The sequence below is a fragment of the Clostridioides sp. LIBA-2809 genome (assembly GCF_056688965.1).
Genome location: NZ_CP197004.1, coordinates 1,775,419 through 1,800,360 on the forward strand (window position 1 = coordinate 1,775,419; position 24,942 = coordinate 1,800,360).

Genomic DNA, 24,942 nt, shown 5'->3' on the forward strand with positions numbered 1-24,942 from the left:
ATAGATAACTTATGTAAGAACCGTAGGAACTACGGGGATAGCCTGTGGAGAGTTTGTAAGACATATTTTAGTATGCAAAATTCTATGAAGCAGGAACCCTGTGACTTTAGTCATGGGAGGTTCAGGGAACAGGAAATAGTATTATGAAAAATAAGGGTGTAATTATTGAGGGAGATACTATAGTTGGAATTGAAGATATAAGAGAAGAGTTAAATGGATATGATGTGTATGATTACTTAGATAAAACTGTTATGCCAGGAATTATGAATTGTCATGTTCACTTGACAATGGAGCCAGTTGGAAATCCAAAGGTTTATTATGAGAATGTATCAGATGTAGAGCTTGTAGTGAATACAATAAAACAACTTGATGCTTATTTAGATTCAGGAGTAACATACATTAGAAGTCTAGGTTGTCCAAAATATGTTGATGTACAACTTAAAAATCTTGTAGACAAAGGGTCTATAGATGGTCCTGGTATAGTTACTTCAGGTCCAGTTATATGTATGACAGGAGGACATGGATACTATTTTGGCATTGAAAGTGATGGAGTAGATGAATGTAGAAAATCAGCTAGAACAGTTTTAAAGAATGGAGTAGACTGTGTAAAGATAATGGCAACTGGAGGTGTAACGACTGATGGAGTTGAACCCGGTTCACCACAGTTGACTTTAGAAGAAATGAAGGTTGCTGTAGAGGAGGCTATAAAAGCAGGTAAAATAACTGCTACACATGCACAAGGAAGAACTGGTATAAAAAATGCAGTACTTGCAGGTATAACTTCTATAGAACATGGTGTTTATTTAGATGATGAAATAATTGATTTGATGCTTGAGAGAGGAACATATTTAGTTCCAACCGTAGCTGCTCCATATTTTATTCTAAATGCAGGAAAAGAAAGTGGAATAACTGAGGCTACTCTTAGAAAATGTGAAATTGTTGCTATTCCGCATAAAGAATCGTTCTTAAAAGCATATAAAAAAGGAATTAAAATTGCAGTTGGTTCTGATGCAGGAACTTCTTACAACGAACACGGTAAGACATATTATGAAATGAAATTAATGTCAGACTATGGTATGGATAATATGGATGTAATAGTGGCTGCTACAAAAACTGCATCTGAGCTTTTAAGAATTGATAAGAATTATGGAACTTTAGAAAAAGGAAAGAAAGCAGATGTTATAGTTGTAAATGGAAATCCTATAGATGATATAGATGTACTAGCAGATGTATTAGCAGTATTTAAGCTTGGTAAAAAAGTTAGATAGAAATCAATAAAAATAAAAAAGAGGGTCTAAAGTTATTTTTAAATAGACACTCTTTTTTATTAGTGATAATCAAATATTTTATTTTTTAAAGAATATATGCTATTTTACATTTAAATATAGTTCTTTAAAGTGTTTTATGCAATATAATCTATAGAATCTACACATACAAAGTATATTCTTGAGTCATTAGAGTTTCCAAGCACTAGAACATCGTTTTTCTTACCTAAAACTTCAACACCAGTTAGAACTAAACTACCAGCTACTACAGTAACTTGATTATTTATTTTTGAAGTATAAAGGTTATCAAGTATACCTTTATTACAACAGCAATCATCACAATCGCAGTTGCAATTGCAGTCTTTATATTGTTTTTTATCAAGATAATATCCTAAAGCTGCTACAAAGTCATTATAATCTCCAGGTGAAACATTAAAAGCAACAGCTTTAAGAGAACATAATGATGCTAATTCTACAGTTGTTAGTGGATTGATTGTAGCAACTATATAATCAATTATATCATCAAGTATTGAATTTACTATAGCTCCAAGGTTTATATTAGCAGGTACTGCTGCCTCTATAAGGTCAACCAACTCAGATATACCTGGAATAGTACCAATAGAAGTAACTAATCCACCAAGTGTCAATGGAATAGGTTTAGGATAATATATTTGACCAGAGATATCTATTAAATCACAGTTACAAGCTGAAAATCTTTTAAAAGTAGCATTAAGACCAGATAGATTATCCTTTGGAGGTAGTGAGTAGTCTATACCTACTAAATAAGCACCAACTATAAAGAAATCTGAAATAAAAGCAAATTGATTAAAATTAACAAAAGGTCTTATAGCGTCATATCTTAAAAGTTCTAATGCATCTTTCATACTTTTTTTGCAACAGCAATGTTCGATTATTTTAGGTTCTTTGCATTTGTTTGGGTAATTATAGTATCTATCATCTGCTTGATAATTGTCATAATATCTGTCTTCTACTTGATAGTTGTCATAATATCTATCATTTGTGTTTAGATAGCCTTCTTCATAGTCTTGAGAAAATCTAAAGTTTTCTCTACATTTATTATTTTCCATTAAATTAACTCCTTTTATATTTTGATTTAAATGTATAGATAATTAAGTTTATCTATATAGTAATATTATATTTAATATGTAAAAAAATGTTACAAAAGATATTATAAAAGAATAAAAAAAGGTAATTTGTCAAATGGATGCCTAAACCTTTTATAAATAATCTATTTTAAAATAAAAAACTGTATATAAAAAAGGTTTATATGATATATTTATATAAATATACCTATAAACAAGAAAGGAGTAATTTGATAAATGATTGAGGTTGATAAATTATGTAAGTCTTTTACAAGAGTTGTAAAAGATGATAATAATAAAAATTCAATAAAAAAGTTAAAGAAAATAAAAACTAGAAAGGAAGAATTCTTTGCTGTGAACAATGTTTCTTTTAAAGCTGAAGAAGGAGATATTGTTGGAATATTAGGTCCTAATGGTGCAGGAAAAACTACATTACTTAGAATGTTAGGAGGTATATTAACACCAACATCAGGGAATATAAGTGTTTCTGGATATGATTATTCAATAGATAGGAATTCAGCAAAAAAAGAAATAGGATATTTATCTGGAAATACAAAATTATATGGGAGACTTTCTCCTAGAGAACTTCTAACGACTTTTGGAAGTTTATATGAAATGTCAAAAGAAGATATAGAAGAATCAATTGAAAATGTTGTAAAGATAATGGATATGAGTGAATTTATAGATAATCGAATTGAAAATCTATCAACTGGTCAGACTCAAAGAACATCTATAGCTCGTTGTTTAATACATTCTCCAAAGGTGTACATTTTTGATGAACCAACACTAGGGCTTGACGTTTTAAGTAGTGCATCAATAATAGATTTTATGAAGAATGAAAAATTAAGAGGTAAAACTGTTCTTTATTCAACTCATTATATGGAAGAAGCAGAAACTTTATGTGACAAGATTTTTATGATTCACAATGGAAAAATAATTGCATCGGGAACACCAGAGAGTTTAAAAGAGGAATCTGGAGTAAATAATTTGAGAGATGTATTTATAAAACTTGCTAGAACGGAGGAAGTTTAGATGAGAAGTAAGATTGTAAAATACATATTTAAGAAAGAAATGTTAGATATATTGAGAGATAAAAAGACATTATTTATGATGATTGTTTTACCACTTCTTTTGTATCCTCTACTTATGATATTGATGATTCAGGTAATGAATATGTCTGCAAATAGCATGAATAGCAAGGATATTAATATAGCTTTTGATAGTAAACCAAATAAAGTATTAGTATCGATGATTGAAGATAATAATTTGGATAGAGATACTGAAAGTAAAGATACTGCAAATGATAAAGGCAAGATAAAGATACTTGATGTTGATAATTATAAAAAATCTTTAGAAGAAAATAAAATAGATGCTTATATAAAGATAGAAGAAAAACAAGCATCTACTAGTTATAAAATATATATGAATTCTTCACAAGAAAATTCTTCTAATGCAGTAAAGAGGATTGAAACTGTTTTAGATAAATACAAAAGACTTACTGTGGAAAAAAAGTTATCTGAGAAAGGTTTAGACGTACAATCTACATTGGAGCCATTGACATATAGTACTGTTGATGTTGCAAAGACAGAAGAAGTGGCAGGCTATTTTTTAGGACAAATATTACCATTCATATTGATAATAGGAGTTTTGCTTGGCTCAATATATCCAGCAATAGACGTTATGGCTGGAGAAAAGGAAAGAGGTACCTTAGAAACTCTATTTACACTTCCAATATCAAATTTAGAATTGGTTATGGGAAAATATATGGCAGTTTCTCTTAGTGCAATAGTAACAGCAATTTTAAATATTGTATCTATGGGATTGACTATGGCATTTATTTTGGTTAGTGGAGGTCTTAGCAGTCAATTTGGCTTTGGAAATTTCAACTATGGAGATTTAATCTTACCAATTATAACTACTTTAATTTGTATATGTCTGTTTTCAATGGTAGTTGCAGCAATAAGTATGTGTGTATGTTCACTGGCAAAAAGTTTTAAAGATGCTCAAAATTACATAACGCCTCTAATGTTAGTTATTATGATACCATCATATGTATCTATGATACCAAATATAGTGTTGGATAGAGTAACATCTGTAATACCTGTGGTAAATATATCTCTACTTATAAAAAGTGTATTATCTTTTAAAAGTGATTTAAATTTAATAGCTCTGGTTTTAGTATCAAATATAGCTTTTGTAATATTGGCAATCATATTACTGTCTAAGATGTTCAATTCTGAGGAAATACTTTTTGGCAATAGTAAGAGTTTTTCTTTCTTAGAGAAAAGAAGTAATATAAAAAAAGGGTCTATACCAACTATAAGTGATGGTATTATTTTATATGCAGTAGGATTAGTTCTTTTAATTTATGTTGGTTCTTTAGTACAGATTAAATTTGGTATAGGTGGTATAGTAATGACACAATTTATGATAATTTTATTACCATTAATATTTGCATACTATATTAAAGCTGACTTTAAAGAAGTATTTAGCTTGAAAGTTCCTAAATTAAAACACGTATTTGGAAGTATTGTTCTTTGGATTGGTGGATATATACTTATTATGATTATAACACAACTACTTTTATTCTTGTTTCCTCAAAACATGGAGGTTGCTGAAAGTTTAAATGAAGCACTTTTTATGAAAGATAAGTTTTTATTAAATTTACTGATAATAGCTTTATTACCAGCGATATGTGAAGAAATGTTTTTTAGAGGATTTATATTTTCTTCATTTAGTAAATCAAAAGATAAAAACAAGTCTGTTAAGTTTGCTATAATATGCAGTGGTGTATTATTTGGTATTATGCATATGGATTTTATAAGAATAATTCCGACATCTATATTGGGTATTATATTTGCATATAGTGTATATAAATCTGGTTCTATATTTGTATCAATGTTATTACATTTTTTTAATAATAGTATAGCAATCATAGTAAGTCATTATACAACTGGAAATATAGCTAATCTGTATAAATTTATGGAAGTAGATTTTGCGAATTTAAATACACTTAAGTTTATTTTAATTCTTTTAATAAGTTTTATATTAGTTATATTGGGAGTAAGAATTTTATATAGAAAATCTTTAAAAAGTTAAATGTAGATTTAATATATATATTAAAATATTGATTAGCACTAAAGTATATAAATATATCTTATATATAAAATACTTTAGTGCTATTTCGTATATTTACTTTATCTTTTAATTATATGAATGCTTTATTGTTTCATTTATATAATATTCTCATTATATAAATGAAACAATAAAGCATTTTAATTTTAGAAGTTTATATTTAAAAAATCAATTATGAAGTAAGATAGTAAAAAATTTAAATTAGATATTTTTTATTTAGTTAGTTATAAAATTTTAAAATTGGTTTGTCGAAAAAAAATATAAGAAAAAATAGAAAAAATAAAGTATGAATATGTTGCAAATACTGGTTTTTAGGAAAAAGTAGTCATTTCTTGTAAAATGGATAGTTTATATTTATTTTAAATTTGGTGAAATTTTCAGCTACTATAATTATAGAATGTAGTATATTAGTTGTCTTAACTATTGATTTATACATTTCATATCGGTATAATAGAAAATAAATTGGATTATTTTGGCATATGATTATTGATAAAAGGTACTTATTTTTCTTCAAATTATCCGAAAAATTTTATTTTTATATTATAATTTTACTATTTTCTTTTCAAAACTATCCATTTTACAAGAAATGGAAACTTTTGAGATATGCTTATTTATTAACAGTTTATAATAAAATAGAGGTGTTTTAATGGGAGGAAATTTTTATGAGGAATTTACAAAAAAAATTAATGTTTTTTTTATTTATATGTATAATTTTACAAATTACACATACAATACCAGTTTATTCTTTAAATGAACTTTATAAAAATAACTCCCTAAATAACTTCGAATCTATTATGTTTAATAATCAATTTATTAGTAAATATTCATTACAGATAATATGTACTATGACTATAATATGCATAATACTTATTTTCTATATAATATATGATAAATTAAATGTTAAAATTAAGCTACAAAAGATAGCCTATACAGATAGTCTTACAGGAGCAAGTACTCTGGATAAGTTTGTCATTGATGCTAATAAAGTATTATGCAAAAATACTCAAGAGAAATATGCTCTACTATATATAGATATTGATAAATTTAAATATATAAATGACTTGTTTGGATATGAAGTTGGAAATGAAATTTTACGTAACTTAACTAAGATTATTAAAAATAATATATTTGAAGATGAGATATTTGCAAGAATATCTGCCGATAATTTTACTATAATCATGAAGTATGTAGAAGAAAAAGATATAACAAATAGATTAAATAATATATTTGAAGAATTAGATTTGTTTAATAATAACCAAGAGGAAAAGTATAAACTAGTTTTAAGTTGTGGAATCTACTTTATACTTCCAGAAGACAAAGACATTAACTCAATAATAGACAGGGCTAATATACCTCATAAAATGGCAAAGGGAGGGCATAAAAGTTCTTATGCATTTTATGATAATAAGATTCATGACCAAGAAATAAAAGAAAAAGAGATGGAAAATACAATGTTCTCAAGTTTAGAAAATAAAGAATTCATTGTACACTTGCAACCTAAGATAGAGCTTGATACAGGAGAAATACAAGGTTCAGAAGCACTTGTTCGATGGAAAAGCCCTGATAAAGGGTTAATACCTCCAAATGAATTTATACCATTTTTTGAAAAAAACGGTTTTGTAATAAACTTAGATTTATATGTACTTGAAGAAATCTGTATACAGCTTAGAAAATGGATTAATGCAGGTATAAATCCAGTTACCATTTCAGTTAATGTTTCAAGAATACATCTATATTGTAATAATTTTATAGAAACATATAAAAATATAATTGATAAATATGGAATACCAGCAAAGTATATAGAACTTGAACTTACAGAGAGTATTATATTTGATAATTTTGATATTTTAATTGATATAATGAATAATTTAAAAGAAATAGGATTTTTAATATCTATGGATGATTTTGGTTCAGGATATTCATCATTAAATATGCTAAAAGAAATTCCTATGGATATTTTAAAGCTTGACCAAAAATTTATTATGGAAACCTATAATAGTAATAGAAGTAAGATAATTGTTACTAAAGTTATAGAAATGGCGAAAGAATTGGGAATGAAAGTAGTATCAGAAGGGGTTGAAACAGAAGAACAGTTTGAACTTTTAAAAGAAGTAAAGTGTGATATGGCACAGGGATATTTATTTGGAAAGCCAATGCCAATTGAAGAATTTGAAAAGCTGATTATGTATAGCTCAATAAAATAGTAATTAATTTATATTATAAAAAATTTAATAAATTATGTTAAAAATGAACTCTAATATAGAGTTCATTTTTTTGTCAGCTTTTTTATATATACACAGACTCATTTTATTAAAAAGATATTTTAGCTGTCTTTATAAATTCATATATAGAACTACAATATACATAAATATTTTCATGATTTTATTAAAAATTAGTTGACATATAAATTGTATTATTATATTATTGTATTAAGATATTAGTACAATAATATAATAAGGAGGTATGAATATGGAATGGGAACTTGATAATAACAAACCTATATATATACAATTAGTAGAGCATTTAAAATTGAAAATAATTTCAGGTGAGATTGTGATAGGCTCTAAACTAGAAACGGTAAGAGCACTCGCAGAAGATGCTGGAGTAAATCCAAACACAATGCAAAAAGCTCTAACAGAACTTGAAAGACAAGGTTTAGTTTACAGTCAGAGAACTAAAGGAAGATTTGTAACCGATGATAAGGAAAAAATAAAAGCTATGAAAGAGGAAATAGCTAATGTTGAGATAAATACATTAAAAGATACTTTAGAAAAGCTTGGGTATGATAAAGATGAAATGCTAAAACTTATTACAGAAAATCTGAAAGGGGAATTATAAAATGGATAAAAATATAAATAATATTTCTCAAGATGGAATAGTTGAATTTAAAAGTGTAAATAAAAGTTATGGAACTAAGAATGTTTTGAAAAATATTCAACTGAATATACCAAAGGGAAAAATAGTTGGTTTGTTAGGTCCTAATGGAAGTGGTAAAAGTACAATGATTAAGTTAATGAATGGATTATTACAGCCTGATAATGGCGAAATTGTAGTAAATGGAATGAAACCATCCATAGAAACTAAGAAAATAGTATCGTATTTGCCAGAAAGAACGTATTTAAATGACTGGATGAAGGTATCGGATTTACTAAAATTTTTCTATGATTTTTATAGTGATTTCGATGTTAGAAGAGCAAATGAAATGATTAAAAGTTTAGATATTGATGTAAATGAAAAGTTAAAAACAATGTCTAAAGGAACTAAAGAAAAAGTTCAACTTATCTTAGTTATGTCAAGAAAAGCAAGTATATATATACTGGATGAACCTATTGGAGGTGTCGACCCAGCTGCAAGGTCATATATACTTAAGACTATATTAAAAAATTATTCTGAAGATAGTACTTTATTGATTGCTACTCACTTAATAAGTGAAATAGAGAATATATGTGATGAAGTAATATTCATATCTAAAGGAGAAATAGTATTACAGGGAGATGTTGAAACAATAAGAGAAGAAAAAGGAAAATCTATAGATGCATTATTTAGGGAGGAATTCAAATGTTAGGTAAATTATTAAAATATGAGTTAAAAGCAAGTGGAAGAACCTTCATACCATTATATATAGCTATATTGGTAGTAGCTGTATTCAATGGAATATTTATAAATACAGATATATTTCAAATACAAGGAATAGGAATATTGGTATTGATGAGTCTTTTCATGGCATTAGGTGTTTTAACTATTGTAGTTACAATTCAAAGATTTAGAAAAAATCTTTTAGGTGATGAGGGATATTTAATGTTTACTCTTCCTGTTAGTACCAGTTCACTTATATTATCTAAATGTATAACAGCACTTATATATGCTGTACTTAGTTTTATAGTTTCAATGCTTACATTTGGAATGCTTATGCTTTTTAGTGCTTCTGGAATACACTTACCTGAATTTTTAGATTTTTTCAATACTGTTTTTACTAGGGGTTCTGAATACTTTTTAGATGTTGTATTATTTTCAGTAACAATGCTTATTTCGTATTCATCATTTATTTTGTTATTATATACATCAATTTCAATGGGACAATTGCCAAAATTTAATAAACATAGAAATTTAGTAGCATTTGTTTCTTTTATAGCTATAAATATAGTAATATCAAGTGTTGGAAATGCTATAGAAAGAATTTTGCCACATAAAGATACAAATATGATATACCATTTTTATCAAAGTCCTCATTTTGCACTCGCAATACTTGGTAGTATTGCAGTTGTAGTAATATTATTTTTCGCTACAAAATATATATTAGATAAAAAATTAAATTTAGAATAGATATTTTTATAGAGAGCCATCTTTTGAGTAATGTTCAAAGATGGCTTTTTCTATTTAAGGAGTTAATTTATATATATAACGGGAATGAAACTTTATTTCTAGTTAAATATGTATATATGTAGTATAATGAGACTATATGTTAAAATTTGTAATAAATAGATGTATACTTGATAGAATCGCTTAGAAAGCATGAATTTCATAGAGTATATCAAGAAAATTTAAAGCTATGTAGATTTGAGGGAGAAAATATGAAAAGTTATACAAAGGCTAAATGGAGTGTTTGGGGCATAATTACATTTTCATTCATTTTAGTCTTATTTTTAAGGATGTCAACTGCTGTTGTTTCAGACAACTTATCAAATGAGTTAGGTTTTAATTCTATACAAATTTCAAATATAGCATCTTTTTGCCTCTATGCATATGCATTTATGCAAATACCAGCAGGAATCTTAATTGATAAATATGGAGCAAGAAAAATTAGTAGTCTTGGAATAATAATGGCAAGTTTAGGTTCTATTTTATTTGGATTGATTCAAAGTATAGAGTTAGCATATATTTCTCGTATAGCTGTAGGTGCAGGGACATCAGTAATATTGCTTTGTATTTTGAAAATTCAGGGTAGATGGTTTAATAAATCAGAATTTGCTTCTGCAACAGCTAAATTTTCATTTGTAGGGAATTTAGGGGGAGTTCTTGCTACTTTTCCACTTGTGTTTCTATCTGAATTTGTTGGGTGGAGAAATTCATTTTTATTGATAGGCATAATTGGTGTTGTAATAGGATGTTTTATGTATATTATTGTTAGAGATACACCAAAAGAATATGGATTCAATATAGATATCGAATCTCATGAAGAATCAGAGAAGATTAGTATTGTTGATGGAATTAAGTCTGTTATAAAGAATAAATCAACATGGTATAATTCAATGATAATGTTCTCCTTTGTAGGTCTGACAAGTGCATTTACAAGTCTATGGGGAGTAAAATACATAATGGATGTTTATGGAGTTAGTAAGAGTTTTTCTGCATTTATAGTATCATTTTTTACATATGGATTTATATTTGGTTCAATAATTATGGATTTTGTATTTGCCAAAATAAAATCCAGTAAATTTAATATAATAAAATATGGAGCAATAATAGATTTGTTTATATGGATTGTAATTGTAGTTGTATACAAAGTAAAACCACCAATAATGGTTTTGCCAGTAGCATTTTTTATTATGGGATGTATAGTTATGTCTCATCTACAAGTTTTTAATGATGCTAAGTATAAAAATAAAGAAATTTATTCTGGATTGGCAACTAGTGTTATCAATACTTTTGAATTTATAGGTAGTGGAATCATTAATTTAATTATAGCTGTATCTTTGCAAGCAAATTCATATAATGTAGTTGATGGATACAAAAGAGGATTTATGATATTTATAGTACTCAGTATTATAACTATAACAGCATCTCATATAGGCGTAAAAAACGATAATTTTAATGCTAAATAACATTTTATTAGTAGTTTGATTTAGTACAATACTTTGTGGATGACAAAGGGTTTATATTTATACTGGAGGTATAATTGGAATATAAATCTTGTTTACTATGTCGAAATGATATTGTATTATATTAAATAGAAAATAAGAACTTTAAACTATAATATTGGTTCTAAAAATATAAGGTAAGGAGTTTTTTATGGATAAGACAAAAATAGATGATATAAGCAAGTTGGATTTAAATAATCTAGATATTAATAAAATAGATATGGGAGGTATAATGGAAAGCCTTTTAGAATGGGCAACTACAAGTGGAGTAAAACTTATAATAGGTATACTTATACTATCCATTGGATTCAAAATAATAAAGAAATTTGTAAACCATGTCATGTTATTACTTGGTAAAAGAGACCTTGATTTAACTTTAAGAAGGTTTTTGAAATCTCTTCTTTTGAGTGTACTTAAAGTTGCTGTCATAATCATTGTTTTAGAATATTGGGGAATGAGTTTATCTAGTTTTGCTGCTGTGATAGCATCAGCAGGGGTAGCAATTGGTTTAGCATTACAAGGTAGTTTATCAAATTTTGCTGGAGGATTTATCATACTTTTGATTAGACCTTTTAAAGTAGGAGATTACATAGAAGCAGCAGGTCATGGAGGAACGGTCGAGCAAATAGGTCTTTTTTATACACAATTGGTTACTCCAGATAATAAACAGATACTTATACCTAATGGTTCTGTATCAAATGACAGTCTAATAAACTATTCAGCAAAGAATACTAGACGAGTTGATTTAATATTTAGTGTAGGATATGAAGATGATATATTACATGTAAGAAAAGTATTGAAAGAGATTGTGAATAAGCATAAATTAATAATAAATGAACCAGAACCATTTATAGGAATAGTGGAACATGGAGATAATGCCATTAAATTTGCAGTTAGAGTTTGGTGTAATACAGAAGATTACTGGGCGATTTATCTTGATTTATTAGAAGCTGTTAAAGTTAGATTTGATGAAGAAGGAATTACAATTCCTTATCCTAAAATGGATTTAACACTAAAAGAATTAAATAGAATTTAATACTATAATGTCAAAGCACCCTTTAGATTCAATCTTTGGGTGCTTATTTAGAATTTTTTACTTATTATAAATTAAGTATTTTCATATTGCTTACAAGATATATATGTATAGAGTATCTATTCAATAAAGTAGTATATAATTTTTCATTTGTTTTTCTTATAAAGGATAATTTAATACCCATAAGAATAGCATTTTTTTATTTAAAATAATTACCTAACTGCATTTCATATTACATATAGGAGTTTTTACTTTAAATTAAAATGATATTTTATTTTTAAATGATTCAATGTCATTAAATGGCTAGAAATAATCTTTGTTTTCGACAACATATAATATATTGCTGTTATATAATTTAATTATAAAGATATTATAAGGGGGGATATTATGAAATCAAGGAAGTTATTATTACTAGGATTGGCTATGTCAATGTTTATTGCTGGCTCTCCTGTATCTGCAAATGCACTTGATAAAATTGATAAATTTCAAGGGGAAGATAAATATGAAACTGCTGGGCTTATTGCAGATAAACAAAATTATACTACTGTAATACTTGTAAATACAGATAGTACTATGGCTGATGGTCTAAGTGCGAGTGGGCTTGCAGGAGCTACAAATTCACCAATTCTTTTAACTAAAAAGAATAATATACCAAGTGCAACTCTAAAAAGAGTGGAAAAAGCCAATAAAGTGTACATAATAGGTGGAGAAAGCTCTATTGACAAAAAGACTGAAAAAGTTTTAAAAGATAAGAATATAGAAGTTAAGAGGCTTCAAGGTAGCGATAGAATTAAGACAAGTTATAATGTAGCTAAAGAAATAGGTGCTATTAATAAAGTTAGTAAAGTTATATTAACCAATGCTTTTAAAGGTGAAGCTGATGCTATGAGTATTGCATCTGTAGCTGTTAGAGATAAATCACCTATAGTATTAACTGATGGTAAAAGTATACCATTTAATACTACTGGAATAGAAAGTTATGTAATAGGTGGAACTTCATCAATGAGTGATAGTTTAGTAAAAGATACTAATTCAACTAGATTAGGTGGAGTAGATAGATATGATACTAATAGGAAAATAATAAATAAGTTCTATAGTGGAGCAAAGGAGTTTTATGTAGCTAGCGGAACAGATTTAGCATATGCACTTATTGGCTCTACAATAGTCCAAAATACTCCAATAGTTCTAGTTGATGATAATAGCAATAAGGCTGTATTAAAAAGTGCAACTAAATTAACAGTAATAGGAAATCTAAGTGATATTGTGTTACAGCAGTGTTTAAATGTAACAAAAAATATAGGAAATTCAGATACTGGAAGACAATATACAGTAGAGGATGCTGCTAATATAGTGAAAAAGTTCCTAGGTGTTGATAAACTTTATTATAATGAAAATTATCCAGAAGATGAAGACTTAATATTTTTATCAGATACTAACTTTGAATATTCAGGAAAAAATTTCTACGTATTTGGTTATGTAGTAGAAAATTCTGAAAGTGATATTAGATACTGTGTAGAGAAAAACGATATGAGCAAAATATATACATACAATACTAGTGGTGTTATGGAAGTTTGTAATCCAGCTGATTATGAAAATAGAAAAATGATTACAGAAGAAAAAGCAAAAGAATTAGCATTAGCAGAATGTGCTAGAAAAAATAAGGTTAGTGTCAATCTATTAAGTGTAAATATTGCTTATATTGATGATATTAATGATATAAAAGTATATGCTGTAAGAATAGATTCAAAGCCACAACCAAAACAGACTTATGGATGGTATTTCATAGATGTTTATAGTGGACATGCTTATAAAGATATTTGGAATAACATTTAAGAAAGTATTTTTGAAAATAATTACAAATATTTTCAAACCTCTTCCTTCTGTAAAAGATAATAAAGCAATAATTAAAAGTATTAATAGAATTAATGAATAATTTTATAATTACAATTAAGCATTCTTATACTGGGGAATGCTTTTTTTATTTATACAAACAACATATTTTGTTTCAGTAAATTTATTTTAGTAGATATAAATTTTATAGTTTTAAAACTAGTAAAGTAGGAAGTAAATTTAATATAAAAGGGTAAATAAAGGATTTAGAGGGCATAATATAGAATAAATTAATTATTTAAGGAGGGTTTTTATGTATAAAAAAACATATTTATTAGTAGTGAGTATACTAGTTGCAGGTTTATTGACTGCATGTAGTGGAAATCCAACTACAGATTCAGGACAGGCACAAAATAATACAAATAAAGAGGCAAATACGTCAAATAGTGCTTTAAAAGATGAAAAAAATAATGAAAATTTAAATGAACAAGATTTTAAAGTACCCTACACAGATGCAATAAACATATTTAAAGATAAGTATAAAGATGCTGATATAGTAGATTTAAGCCTTGAAAGAGACTTAAATAAATTTGTCTATACTGTTGAAGGTGTAGATGATAATAATGAGTATAAAATGAAAATAGACGCTAATACAAAAGATGTATTACAGGATAAAACAGAAAAACTGGATTCAGATGATTTAAATGGAGTAGCTAGAAAAGAAAAATTAGATTTAAATGACATAATAACACCTCAAAAAGCTATGGAAATTGCACTAAAAGAGCAAAATGGAATGGTGAAAGAATGGAGTTTAGATAAAGATTTAGATGTTACTTTTTATAAAATAAGAATAGATAAAGATAAAAATGAATATGACATAAAGGTAGATTCTAAAAAGGGAACTATATTGGAGGTAGAAAAAGAAGATTAGAAGCTCTATTTTATTTTTAAAGTAATTTCTTTTTTGAATAAATTTTGTTTAAAATATAACAATCAGGGTATAAAAAGATTAAATAACTATTTTAGGAGGAGTACGGTATGTCATTGAAATCATTAAAAATAAAAGAAAATTTATATTGGGTAGGTTCGCTTGACCCTGACTTAAGAGTATTTGACATAATTATGTATACACCTTATGGAACTACTTATAATTCATATGTATTAAAAGGGACAGAAAAAACAGTTTTATTTGAGACAGTTAAAGATAAACATTTTGACAATTATGTTGAAAGATTAAATGATTTAAATATAGATTTTGAAAAAATAGACTATATTGTTGTAAGTCATACTGAACCAGACCATGCAGGAAGTGTTGAAAAACTTTTGGATTTAGCTAAAAATGCAAAAGTAGTAGCATCAGAAACGGCAATTAAATATCTTAAGGAAATCGTAAACAAAGACTTTGAGTATATTGCAGTTGCAGATGGAGATACATTATCAATTGGAGATAAAACTTTAGAATTCTTCTCTGTGCCTATGCTTCATTGGCCAGATACTATATACACATATATAAAAGAGGATAAAACTCTTGTAACATGTGATTCATTTGGAAGTCATTATAGTAATGATAAGATAGTAAATACACTTGATGAAGACGAAGAAAAGGATTACTTAGATGCTTTGAGATACTATTATGATTGTATAATGGGACCATTTAAACCATCTATGGTAACTGCTATAGAAAAGATAAAAGATTTAGATATAGACACTGTGTGTCCAGGTCATGGACCTGTATTAACTGAAAATCCTAGAAAAATTATAGACCTTTATTATAACTGGAGTGTAAATGAACAAATAAAATTAGAAAAAGAAGTTACAATTTGTTATGTTTCTGCACATGGATATACAAAGATAATGGCAGAAGCTATAAAATCATATATTGAACAAAATAGCAATTATAAAGTAAATTTATTTGATGTAATAGAGAATAAACAAGAAGATATTTTAGCAAAAATAGCAGTATCCCAAGGTGTATTATTTGGTACACCAACAATATTAGGAGATGCATTAAAGCCTATATGGGATATCTTAGTATCTTTAAATCCAGTCATTCATGGTGGAAAAGTTGCTTCAGTATTTGGTTCATATGGATGGAGTGGAGAAGGTATAGAAAATGCCATGGAGAGAATACATCAACTTAGAATGACAGCGGTAAAACCATTTGCTGTTAACTTTAAACCATCAAATGAAGAGTTGGATAAATTATATTCTTATACAGGTAAATTCTTAGATAAATTAAATTCTACTTTTGGAAGTAAAAAGAAGACTAAGAAATTTAAATGTGTAATTTGTAATGAGGTTTTTGAAGGGGATAGTGCTCCTAGTGTATGTCCTGTATGTGGAGCTAAAGAAGACCAATTTATAGAAGTTGAAGAAGATGAAGTTACTTTTAGGAAAGACACTGATGAATACTTTGTGATAGTAGGAAATGGGGCTGCTGGTTTTTATGCAGCAGATGCTATAAGAAAAAGAAATAAAACTTGCAAAATAACTATGATTTCCAATGAAGATGAGTTAACTTACTATAGACCTGCACTTTCTGATGGAATAAATGAAGAGTTGGGTTCAGATTTCTATATGGAAGACAAAGCTTGGTACGACGAAAATAACATAGTAGTAATATTAGGAACAAATGTAGATAAGTTAGATGAAGTAAATAAAACTATTATAGTAAATGATGGTGCTATTAAATTTGATAAGCTTGTAATAGCTACAGGAAGTAGAAACTTTATACCACCAATTAAGGGTCATGATTTAGAAAATGTGTTTACTCTTAGAAATATAAAAGATTTATATAGTGTAAAGGAAGCCTTAGAAAAGTCTAAGAAAGTTGTAGTAATCGGTGGTGGTTTATTAGGACTTGAAGCTGCATGGGAATTTAGATTAAAAGGATTGGAAGTAGTTGTTGTTGAAGCAATGGATGGCATATTATCAAAACAACTTGATAAAGAAGGTAGTAAAATATTAGAGCAATGTGTAAGAGATACAGGAATAGATGTAAGATTAGGTGTAGCAGTCGATGGTATTGATGGTAATGGAAAAGCTCAAAAAGTCATATTCAAAGATGGGGATAGTGTTGAATGTGATATGGTAGTATTTTCAATTGGTGTAAGAGCAAATACACAAATAGTTCAAGATACATCAGTAAAAACTGATAGAGGTATTGTTGTAGATAAGACATTACAGACAACTGTTAAAGATATATATGCTTGTGGAGATGTTGCACAAGTAGAAAATACTAACTTAGCTATATGGCCATCTTCAGTGGAAATGGGAAAAATAGCAGGTGCAAATGCAAGTGGAGATAATTTAACATTTGAAAGTGATGTATATCCAGTTTCATTGGATGCCATGAATGTAAAAGTATTTAGTATAGGTAATATACAAAATTTTGATAAAGAAATTTCATCAAAAGATGAAGGAAAAAGAATCTACAAAAAATTATTTATGAAAGAAGGCTCATTAGTAGGAGCTATACTTATAAATGATTTAAGTTGTACTGTTAAATTGATAAGATTAATATCTGAAAAAGGTGATTTTGAAGATATTATGAAGGCGGATATACTATAGTTTAAATATATCAGAATGGAAAAGTCTTAAAATATGACAATTCATATTTTAAGACTTTTTTGTTATAATATATAATAAACTAATTATACCTTAACTGTAAATTTATATAGATTGTTTACTTTTTAATATTAGATTCCTTTTTTTGAGATTGGTATATAATAACAATATGGAGTAGATAATAATAGTTAAAGTTAAAAAAGGGGAAAAGCAATATGCAGTATATACAAGAATTACTTGATTTGACTCAAAACTATTGGGCATTAGCCACAATAATTGGTTTGTTAAGTGCATTTATAGAAAGCTTTATACCAGCTCTACCGCTTGTTGCTATAGTTACAGCAAATGCTGCAATACAAGGATTATTGCTTGGATGTTTGTTATCGTGGATTGGCTCAGGACTTGGGACAACCTCATTATTTTTATTAATAAGCAGATTTAATGACAGTAGGCTTTTTAATAAGTTAAGAAATAGTAAAACTGAAAGAGCAATAAGTTGGATGGACAAACAGGGATTTAAGTTATTATTTATAGCATATGCCTGTCCGTTTATGCCTGGGTGTTTAGTTACTATTGCATCAGCTTTTGGTAAAAAAGATATAAAAGATTTTGTGCCAGCGATGCTGGCAGGCAAATTTGTGATGTTTATAGTAATAAGCTATGTGGCAAGTGATATAGAAGGATTTATAACAAGTCCTTTAAAGATAGCATCATTTATATTATTGGTGTTTTTATCATGGAAGATTGGAAATAGAGTTAATAAAAACCTTGAAAATCATAATTATGATTTTCATCATAAAAAACACCACAATGATAGAGATAACAGAAAGATTTAGTTTGCTAAAAAATAAAAAGTATCAAAAAATGATTAACTTCTAAATTATTATTTTAAGATACTTTTTATTTTTGATTTTATAAGGAACAATATATTTTTAAAAACTATTAAACATAAATGTGAACTAACATAAGTTTGTAAAAAAATATTGAGAAATAACTTTTATGGAAAAATAGTCACTAGCACTATAATAATATAAGGTGAGTTGCTTTGATTACATGTATGATTAAATTATACTTAATAGATAAAATAAGAAAGAAAAGAGCAGTTGATTGCAATAGATTAACTGCTCTTTTACATGTAATTAAACTTATTTTGGAAAAATTCTTTGCTACAGTAACAAAATTAGTATGTATTTACCATACAAAGTAAAAATATGTAAAACTTATTTGAACTTACTCTTAAATAATTTTACCTATCAATTATAAATATAACTATAGCAAAATATAAAATTGATATCCAATCAAAAAAATAACTATGAAATTCAAGAGCTTAGATATGAATTTTTCTGTTTTTGAGTTAGTTTTTATAGGTAGTAAAGAAATGTTTATGGTAATGGGATAAAACAATTCAATACCTTCTTTAGTAATAAGGTCAAGGCACAGGTGAGATAGATATCCTATTATAAATCCACTAGACAAACATGAGAAAACTATATTGTTGTGAGTAAAGATTGTTAGAGATTTAAAAAAACTATAAAGAAGCAATAAAGCAATTAAGCTATGGGTAAATCCTCTATGTCTAAACCTGCTTCCAAATAATTTGTATATCAATATAAATTTTTTACTTATGTGAGAGCCTCGCATATCTATATCTGGAAACAAAGAACCTAAATATGCAAAATAAATATAAACTATAATTAATACTATTTTATATGTAATATCGTATTTGACTAAATATATATTGTTTATAAAGGGGAGTATCAAAAGTGCAAATATATATCCTCCCCTTTCATGTGTTTCTTTTATCATATAAAAATCCTCCTGAATCGTCACTATAAACATAATATTGGTAAATTTAGACTATCTTCTTTTATATTATATAGCAAACATAAGTTTTTTTCAAAAGGATTTTAATATTTAATTAATCTTGAGATTTTAAATTTTTATAGTTTTCTAAAGCACCATTCCAATTGACTACATTAAACCAGTTGTCAATGTACTCATTTCTTCTATTTTGATATTTTAAATAGTAAGCATGTTCCCAAACATCAAGTCCTATTATAGGTGTTAAATTTTTACTTATAGGGCTATCTTGATTTGGAGTAGTTATAATAGATAAATTACCATCTTTAGTGGCTACAAGCCAAGCCCAACCAGAACCAAAAACATCTAAAGAAGCTTTTTTGAATTCTTCCTTAAATTTTTCAAAAGAGCCGAAGTCTCTATCAATTGCCTCTTTTAAAGATTCAGAAGGTATAGTTTTTTCAGGCGTCATTATATCAAAAAAGAATTTATGATTATAAGCACCTCCTGCATTATTTCTTACTGTTGTAGCGATATCTTTAGGCAAAGAATCTAAATTTTGCAATAATTCACACAAAGAATACTTGTAAAGCTCAGGATATTTTTCAAGAGCAGCATTTAATTTATCAACATAAGCTTGATAGTGTTTATCATGATGCAACTTCATAGTTTCTTTATCTATATAAGGTTCAAGTGCATCGTATGCATAAGGTAATGGTTTAACCTTAAACTTATTGTTTTCAGGTGTAAAAGCAAATGAAGTTATACACTGTGAAATTATAAATAAAGACATAATAACTGGTATTAACATTTTTTTCTTCATAAAAATCACCTCCTAATATAGTATTTCTAGAAATAAAAAAAATATGAAGGATTAACAAATAATTTATAAAAATTTGATAGTAATTTTCTTTTAAATTGAATAAGTTTTAAATCTAAAGACAAAACTATGAGATATAGAATAAGATTAAAAGATAGGAAGGAATTTTGATAATATGGATGGCAATATTTCAATTTATTATAAAGGAGATATATCTAAAAGAGAAGATATTAAATTTAAAAAAAAAGAGTCTATAAATAATATGAATAATGTAGACCTTGATAGTAGAAAAGAATTTAAAAATGATGAAAAAACTTTTAATTTTGATAGATTCAATGTAATAGATGTTATTTATGGAAATAAACCATTTGAAAAGGATGGAAAAGTTATTATCTTCAATGGAAATATCTATAATTGTCACGAAATAAAAGCAGAATTGGTCGAAAAAGGATATACTTTTACTACAAATGATGATATTGAAATCTTATTGACATCTTATATAGAATTTGGTAAGAATTGTGTACATAAGATAAAAGGTATGTTTAGCTTTATAATATATGATAGAGCAAGTGAAAGTATATTTGGAGCAAGAGATTTATTTGGAATAAAACCACTTTATTATATAAATAATGAAAAAGCAATACTTTTTGCCTCAGAGTATAAATTTATGCTTGAATATATAAAAAATTTAAATATAAATGAAAGAAGTTTGCAAAGTTATTTTTCATTCCAATATGTACTTCCTGAAGATACGATGATACAAGGAATAAGGTTGATACCAGCAGGTCATTATTTTAGAGTGGAAAATGGCATATTATCATTAAAAAGATATAACAAACTTGAATTTAGAAGTAGTACAAAATTTTTTTATAATAAAAATCATCTAGGAAATAGGGATGTAAATGAAGAAGAAGTAAGAAATATAATAATCGATTCAGTAAAAAGTCATATGCCAGAGAATACACCAATGGGAACATTTTTGTCTGGTGGTATAGATTCATCCATTATAACTACTTTAGCTTCGCAAATTAATCCAAATATAAAATCTTTTTCTGTAGGGTTTAATGTTAAGGGATATAGTGAGCTGGAAATAGCAAAAAAAACAGCTGATAAGTTAGGCATAGAAAATATCCAGATTAATATAACACAAGATGAATATATAAAAGCATTGCCAAAAATAATTTATTCTTTGGACGACCCTGTAGCAGACCCTTCAGAAGTTGGTCTTTATTTCTTAATCAAAGAAGCAGGTAAACATGTTAAAGTGGCATTGTCTGGAGAAGGTGCAGATGAATTATTTGGAGGATATAATATATATAATGAATACAATAATATGAAATCCATTGTAAATTCACCTACTTATATTAAAAGTGTATTAGGAAGAGTTTCAGAACTTATGCCAAACATGAAAGGAAAAAACTATTTTTATAGATCTACAACACCACTAGAAAAAAGATATATAGGAAATGCAAAGGTTTTTGAAAATAGTGAAGTAAAAAGATTTTTTTCTAAGTACAAAGAGAAGAATATATATGAATATTTATTATATAATTTGTATAGAGATGCACAAAAAAATAATTATGATTATATAAGTAAGATGCAACATATAGATATAAATACATGGCTTCAGGGCGATATACTTCAAAAAATGAGTAAACTTTCTGCATGTGAGCAACTTGAACTTAGAGTACCGTTTCTATATAAAGATGTTTTTGATGTAGCAAAAAACTTGAGAATGGAGCAAAAGACAACCAAGAATAATACAAAAGTTTTGCTTAGAGAGGCATTTAGAGATATAGTTCCAGAACATGTTATTCAAAGAAAAAAATTAGGATTTCCAACACCAATAAGAGTTTGGTTAAAAGATTCCTTAGGAGAAATTGTAAAAGAAACTATTTCTAATTCAAATGTAGATGATTTTATAGATAAAAAATATGCAATAAACCTTTTAGATACGCATTTTAAAGGTCATAGAGATAATTCAAGAAAAATATGGACTATATTCATCTTTTGTTTGTGGTATCAATTATTTATAGAAGACAAGAATATTAAATACTAATCTTGTATTATATTTTGTTTGCGTTACATTTTAAAAATAGCTAGAATTAAATTTTTTATACATGTTATCATGGGAAATTTAGTTCTAGCTATTTTATTAAGAGTTTATTTAAATACATTTATTTTATTATCTCAATAAAATTATTGGCAAACATTTTGACAAGGTCACTTTCTACTGCTAGATTTAAGTTTTGACCATCATCATAACCAGCAGAAATCAACCCTAGTAAATTTCCAAACATATCTAAAAGTGCTCCACCTGAACTACCACTAGAGATTGGAGCTGTAAACTGTATCATTTGAACTGTTTCAAAATCACGAAAAGCTGAGATAATTCCATCCGAAACTGTATTAAAAAGACCTAAAGGGCTACCAATTGCAACTATTTTTTGACCTCTTACGGGTCTTTTACTAACTTTAATAGGTATTGGCTTACATTTTCTATCAACCTTTATTACAGCCAAGTCATAGTCTGTGTGATACTTTATAATTTGGTAAGATGTATAGACATTGTCATCATTTTCAAATCTAACTAAAAATGAGTAACCATCATTAACTACATGAAGATTTGTAAGTATATAACCTTCATTATTTATTACTACTCCAGAACCACTCTTGAATGGCTTGTCCTCATTATTACACACAACAATCATAACAACAGAAGATGATAACCTTGCAAGTTCTTCATAAGAAAGTTCTATTTCTTTATTTTGTATAGGCTTTTTAGATATATGATTTGTGTCAATAAATGTGCTTTCAGAGTTAGGCCTATCTGTAGAGGTGTAAGTCTTATTGGTATCTTCTTTATAGCTTATATTTGAAACATACTTTTCAAAGGGTAATTCTAATATATTTTGATTCTTTTTAGAAAGTTCAAATAGAGTAGAAAAATTTGAAATTTCAGGATATAAATCAATAATATCTTTACATGGATTTAAATATAAAATATCACATCCAAGTTGTGATAAAAAATACAAGAAAAAAAGTTCTTGTCTCTTGATATTTCCAAAGTAAACTATTTTTGGAGAAATAGTAGTTTTTATTTTATTATAAAATAACTTAGGTAGAAAGTATTCTATCCAACACAAAAGTTTAACAGCAAAGTTTTTAACAATAGAAGGTGTTGAATTTGGCATACTTGTAGCAAATAAATCCAGTGTATTTTTAAATGCAATCTTTTTAGTCCAATCCAGAGTATCATTTTCTATCTTACATGGAAAGTCAATATTATATAAGTTCCAACTGCTAAATTTAGCTTTATCATAAATTTTAAAAATTTTAAGCATGTTATCTATTTGTAATTTGTCAAAATTTATGTTTAAGTTGCTTAATCTAATGTAAGGAATTGTTGGATTATTAAAAAAATAATTATCTATGTTTTTAATTTTTTCTATGTATTTATCAATTGAATCATCAACACCTATATATCTTGTAAAGTAAACCTCTTTAATATATGAAGAACTCTTGTTTGTATATGGCATATTAGACATAAATTCAATTAGAGGTTCATTTGACCTTTTTACTAAAATCTTTAATGGTTTAATAGTACAAAGCATATTTTTTCTCCTATAAAATAAGATGATATAATCTATTATAAAACAACTTAAAACAATATAGTACAAGAATTTTGTAGTTTCAAAATAAAATATGTACTTGTTTATACAAATGATATATAATTACATATTAAACATAGATTTTACATATTTAATAAAGTATGTAAAATCTATGTAAAAAGTAAGAAATATAAACATTTTTTTAATTATATTTTAAAAATATCAAGTAAGTTTTCTTCACAAATGAATAAAAAATGATATAATATGATTAAAGAAAAAGATAAATAATTAGCAAGATTTGTTTAGCTAAAATTAACAAGGGAGCGATAAATTATGGGTATAACATTATCAAAAGGCCAAAAGGTTGATTTAACTAAAGGAAATCCAGGCCTTAAAAATATTTTAGTAGGTTTAGGATGGGATACTAACAAGTATGATGGTGGATTTGACTTTGATTTAGATACAGCAGCATTTTTAACAGGAGCAAGTGGAAGTGTTACTAGTGATGGAGATTTTGTGTTTTACAATAATTTAAAACATACATCTGGGGCAGTTGAACATCTAGGAGATAACAGGACTGGTGAAGGTGATGGAGATGATGAACAAATAGTTGTTGATTTATCTAAGATTCCTGCAGAAATAAGTAAGATTTCTTTTACAGTTACAATTCATGATGCAACAGAAAGAAGACAGAATTTTGGACAAGTAAGTAATTCTTATATAAGAATAGTAGATAAAGATACAAATGAAGAACTAATAAAGTATGAACTAGGAGAAGATTTTAGTATAGAAACAGCTATAGTAGTATCCGAAATATATAAGCACAATGGAGAATGGAAGTTTAATGCACTAGGCTCTGGTTTTGAAGGTGGTCTTGCTGCACTATGTGGAAACTTTGGAATAAACTTATAATTTCAATA

General features: G+C 26.9%; 20 protein-coding genes. 16 read left to right on the plus strand and 4 right to left on the minus strand.

Going from position 1 to position 24,942, the window contains the following annotated elements:
• Positions 1-143 precede the first annotated feature (143 nt).
• Entirely contained in the window at positions 144-1,268 is a 1,125-nt protein-coding gene (locus tag ACTG44_RS08530) for a metal-dependent hydrolase family protein (RefSeq protein ID WP_479921589.1), read from the plus strand.
• Between the two features lie 134 nt (positions 1,269-1,402).
• Here ACTG44_RS08530 and ACTG44_RS08535 read toward each other — a convergent pair whose 3' ends face one another.
• A complete protein-coding gene (locus ACTG44_RS08535; RefSeq protein ID WP_021384383.1) occupies positions 1,403-2,353 on the minus strand; it encodes a CotA family spore coat protein in 951 nt (316 codons plus the stop codon).
• Between the two features lie 252 nt (positions 2,354-2,605).
• Between ACTG44_RS08535 and ACTG44_RS08540 the strand changes: the two genes are divergently transcribed.
• From ACTG44_RS08540 to ACTG44_RS08600, 13 genes are all read left to right on the plus strand, one after another.
• Entirely contained in the window at positions 2,606-3,400 is a 795-nt protein-coding gene (locus tag ACTG44_RS08540) for an ABC transporter ATP-binding protein (protein WP_021384386.1), read from the plus strand.
• Positions 3,401-5,467 (plus strand): ABC transporter permease subunit/CPBP intramembrane protease, encoded by a 2,067-nt coding sequence (locus ACTG44_RS08545; protein ID WP_021384382.1) that lies wholly within the window; start codon positions 3,401-3,403, stop codon positions 5,465-5,467. It abuts the gene before it with no gap.
• A 698-nt stretch (positions 5,468-6,165) separates the two neighbouring features.
• A complete protein-coding gene (locus ACTG44_RS08550) occupies positions 6,166-7,707 on the plus strand; it encodes a putative bifunctional diguanylate cyclase/phosphodiesterase (protein WP_479918608.1) in 1,542 nt (513 codons plus the stop codon).
• Positions 7,708-7,972: 265 nt separating this feature from the next.
• The gene (locus tag ACTG44_RS08555; protein ID WP_021384387.1) at positions 7,973-8,341 is read left to right on the plus strand and encodes a GntR family transcriptional regulator; all 369 of its coding nucleotides are present in this window, start codon (positions 7,973-7,975) and stop codon (positions 8,339-8,341) included.
• A gap of 1 nt (position 8,342) precedes the next feature.
• Complete coding sequence (locus ACTG44_RS08560; RefSeq protein ID WP_021384406.1) at positions 8,343-9,068, plus strand: ABC transporter ATP-binding protein; 726 nt, start codon at positions 8,343-8,345, stop codon at positions 9,066-9,068.
• Positions 9,062-9,826 (plus strand): ABC transporter permease, encoded by a 765-nt coding sequence (locus ACTG44_RS08565; protein WP_479918609.1) that lies wholly within the window; start codon positions 9,062-9,064, stop codon positions 9,824-9,826. The genes ACTG44_RS08560 and ACTG44_RS08565 overlap by 7 nt, the downstream gene beginning before the upstream one ends.
• A gap of 248 nt (positions 9,827-10,074) precedes the next feature.
• Positions 10,075-11,325 carry an MFS transporter gene (locus ACTG44_RS08570; protein WP_021384413.1) on the plus strand — a complete coding sequence of 417 codons (1,251 nt, stop codon included), beginning with the start codon at positions 10,075-10,077 and terminating at the stop codon, positions 11,323-11,325.
• A gap of 187 nt (positions 11,326-11,512) precedes the next feature.
• A complete protein-coding gene (locus tag ACTG44_RS08575) occupies positions 11,513-12,397 on the plus strand; it encodes a mechanosensitive ion channel family protein (RefSeq protein WP_021384393.1) in 885 nt (294 codons plus the stop codon).
• A 384-nt stretch (positions 12,398-12,781) separates the two neighbouring features.
• On the plus strand, positions 12,782-14,227 hold the full coding sequence (locus ACTG44_RS08580) for a cell wall-binding repeat-containing protein (RefSeq protein ID WP_479921590.1): 1,446 nt from the start codon (positions 12,782-12,784) through the stop codon (positions 14,225-14,227).
• A 310-nt stretch (positions 14,228-14,537) separates the two neighbouring features.
• Complete coding sequence (locus ACTG44_RS08585) at positions 14,538-15,155, plus strand: PepSY domain-containing protein (RefSeq protein WP_021384388.1); 618 nt, start codon at positions 14,538-14,540, stop codon at positions 15,153-15,155.
• A gap of 107 nt (positions 15,156-15,262) precedes the next feature.
• The gene (locus ACTG44_RS08590; protein ID WP_479918611.1) at positions 15,263-17,794 is read left to right on the plus strand and encodes an FAD-dependent oxidoreductase; all 2,532 of its coding nucleotides are present in this window, start codon (positions 15,263-15,265) and stop codon (positions 17,792-17,794) included.
• A gap of 212 nt (positions 17,795-18,006) precedes the next feature.
• Positions 18,007-18,627, plus strand: coding sequence for a TVP38/TMEM64 family protein (locus ACTG44_RS08595; RefSeq protein WP_479918612.1), 621 nt, complete (start codon positions 18,007-18,009; stop codon positions 18,625-18,627).
• Between the two features lie 221 nt (positions 18,628-18,848).
• Positions 18,849-18,998 carry a hypothetical protein gene (locus ACTG44_RS08600; protein WP_479918613.1) on the plus strand — a complete coding sequence of 50 codons (150 nt, stop codon included), beginning with the start codon at positions 18,849-18,851 and terminating at the stop codon, positions 18,996-18,998.
• A 62-nt stretch (positions 18,999-19,060) separates the two neighbouring features.
• Here ACTG44_RS08600 and ACTG44_RS08605 read toward each other — a convergent pair whose 3' ends face one another.
• Positions 19,061-19,597 carry a metal-dependent hydrolase gene (locus ACTG44_RS08605; RefSeq protein ID WP_021384404.1) on the minus strand — a complete coding sequence of 179 codons (537 nt, stop codon included), beginning with the start codon at positions 19,595-19,597 and terminating at the stop codon, positions 19,061-19,063.
• 112 nt (positions 19,598-19,709) lie between these two features.
• The gene (locus ACTG44_RS08610; RefSeq protein WP_021384410.1) at positions 19,710-20,414 is read right to left on the minus strand and encodes a superoxide dismutase; all 705 of its coding nucleotides are present in this window, start codon (positions 20,412-20,414) and stop codon (positions 19,710-19,712) included.
• Positions 20,415-20,586: 172 nt separating this feature from the next.
• On the opposite strand from ACTG44_RS08610, the gene asnB reads away from it, so the two are divergent.
• On the plus strand, positions 20,587-22,470 hold the full coding sequence (asnB, locus tag ACTG44_RS08615; protein WP_021384405.1) for an asparagine synthase (glutamine-hydrolyzing): 1,884 nt from the start codon (positions 20,587-20,589) through the stop codon (positions 22,468-22,470).
• 118 nt (positions 22,471-22,588) lie between these two features.
• Here the strand turns inward: asnB and ACTG44_RS08620 are convergent, their stop codons facing one another.
• Positions 22,589-24,025 carry a trypsin-like peptidase domain-containing protein gene (locus tag ACTG44_RS08620; RefSeq protein WP_479918614.1) on the minus strand — a complete coding sequence of 479 codons (1,437 nt, stop codon included), beginning with the start codon at positions 24,023-24,025 and terminating at the stop codon, positions 22,589-22,591.
• A gap of 330 nt (positions 24,026-24,355) precedes the next feature.
• Here ACTG44_RS08620 and ACTG44_RS08625 point away from each other — a divergent pair, with 330 nt between their 5' ends.
• Positions 24,356-24,934, plus strand: a complete 579-nt coding sequence (locus tag ACTG44_RS08625) for a TerD family protein (protein ID WP_479918615.1) — start codon at positions 24,356-24,358, stop codon at positions 24,932-24,934.
• Positions 24,935-24,942 lie beyond the last annotated feature (8 nt).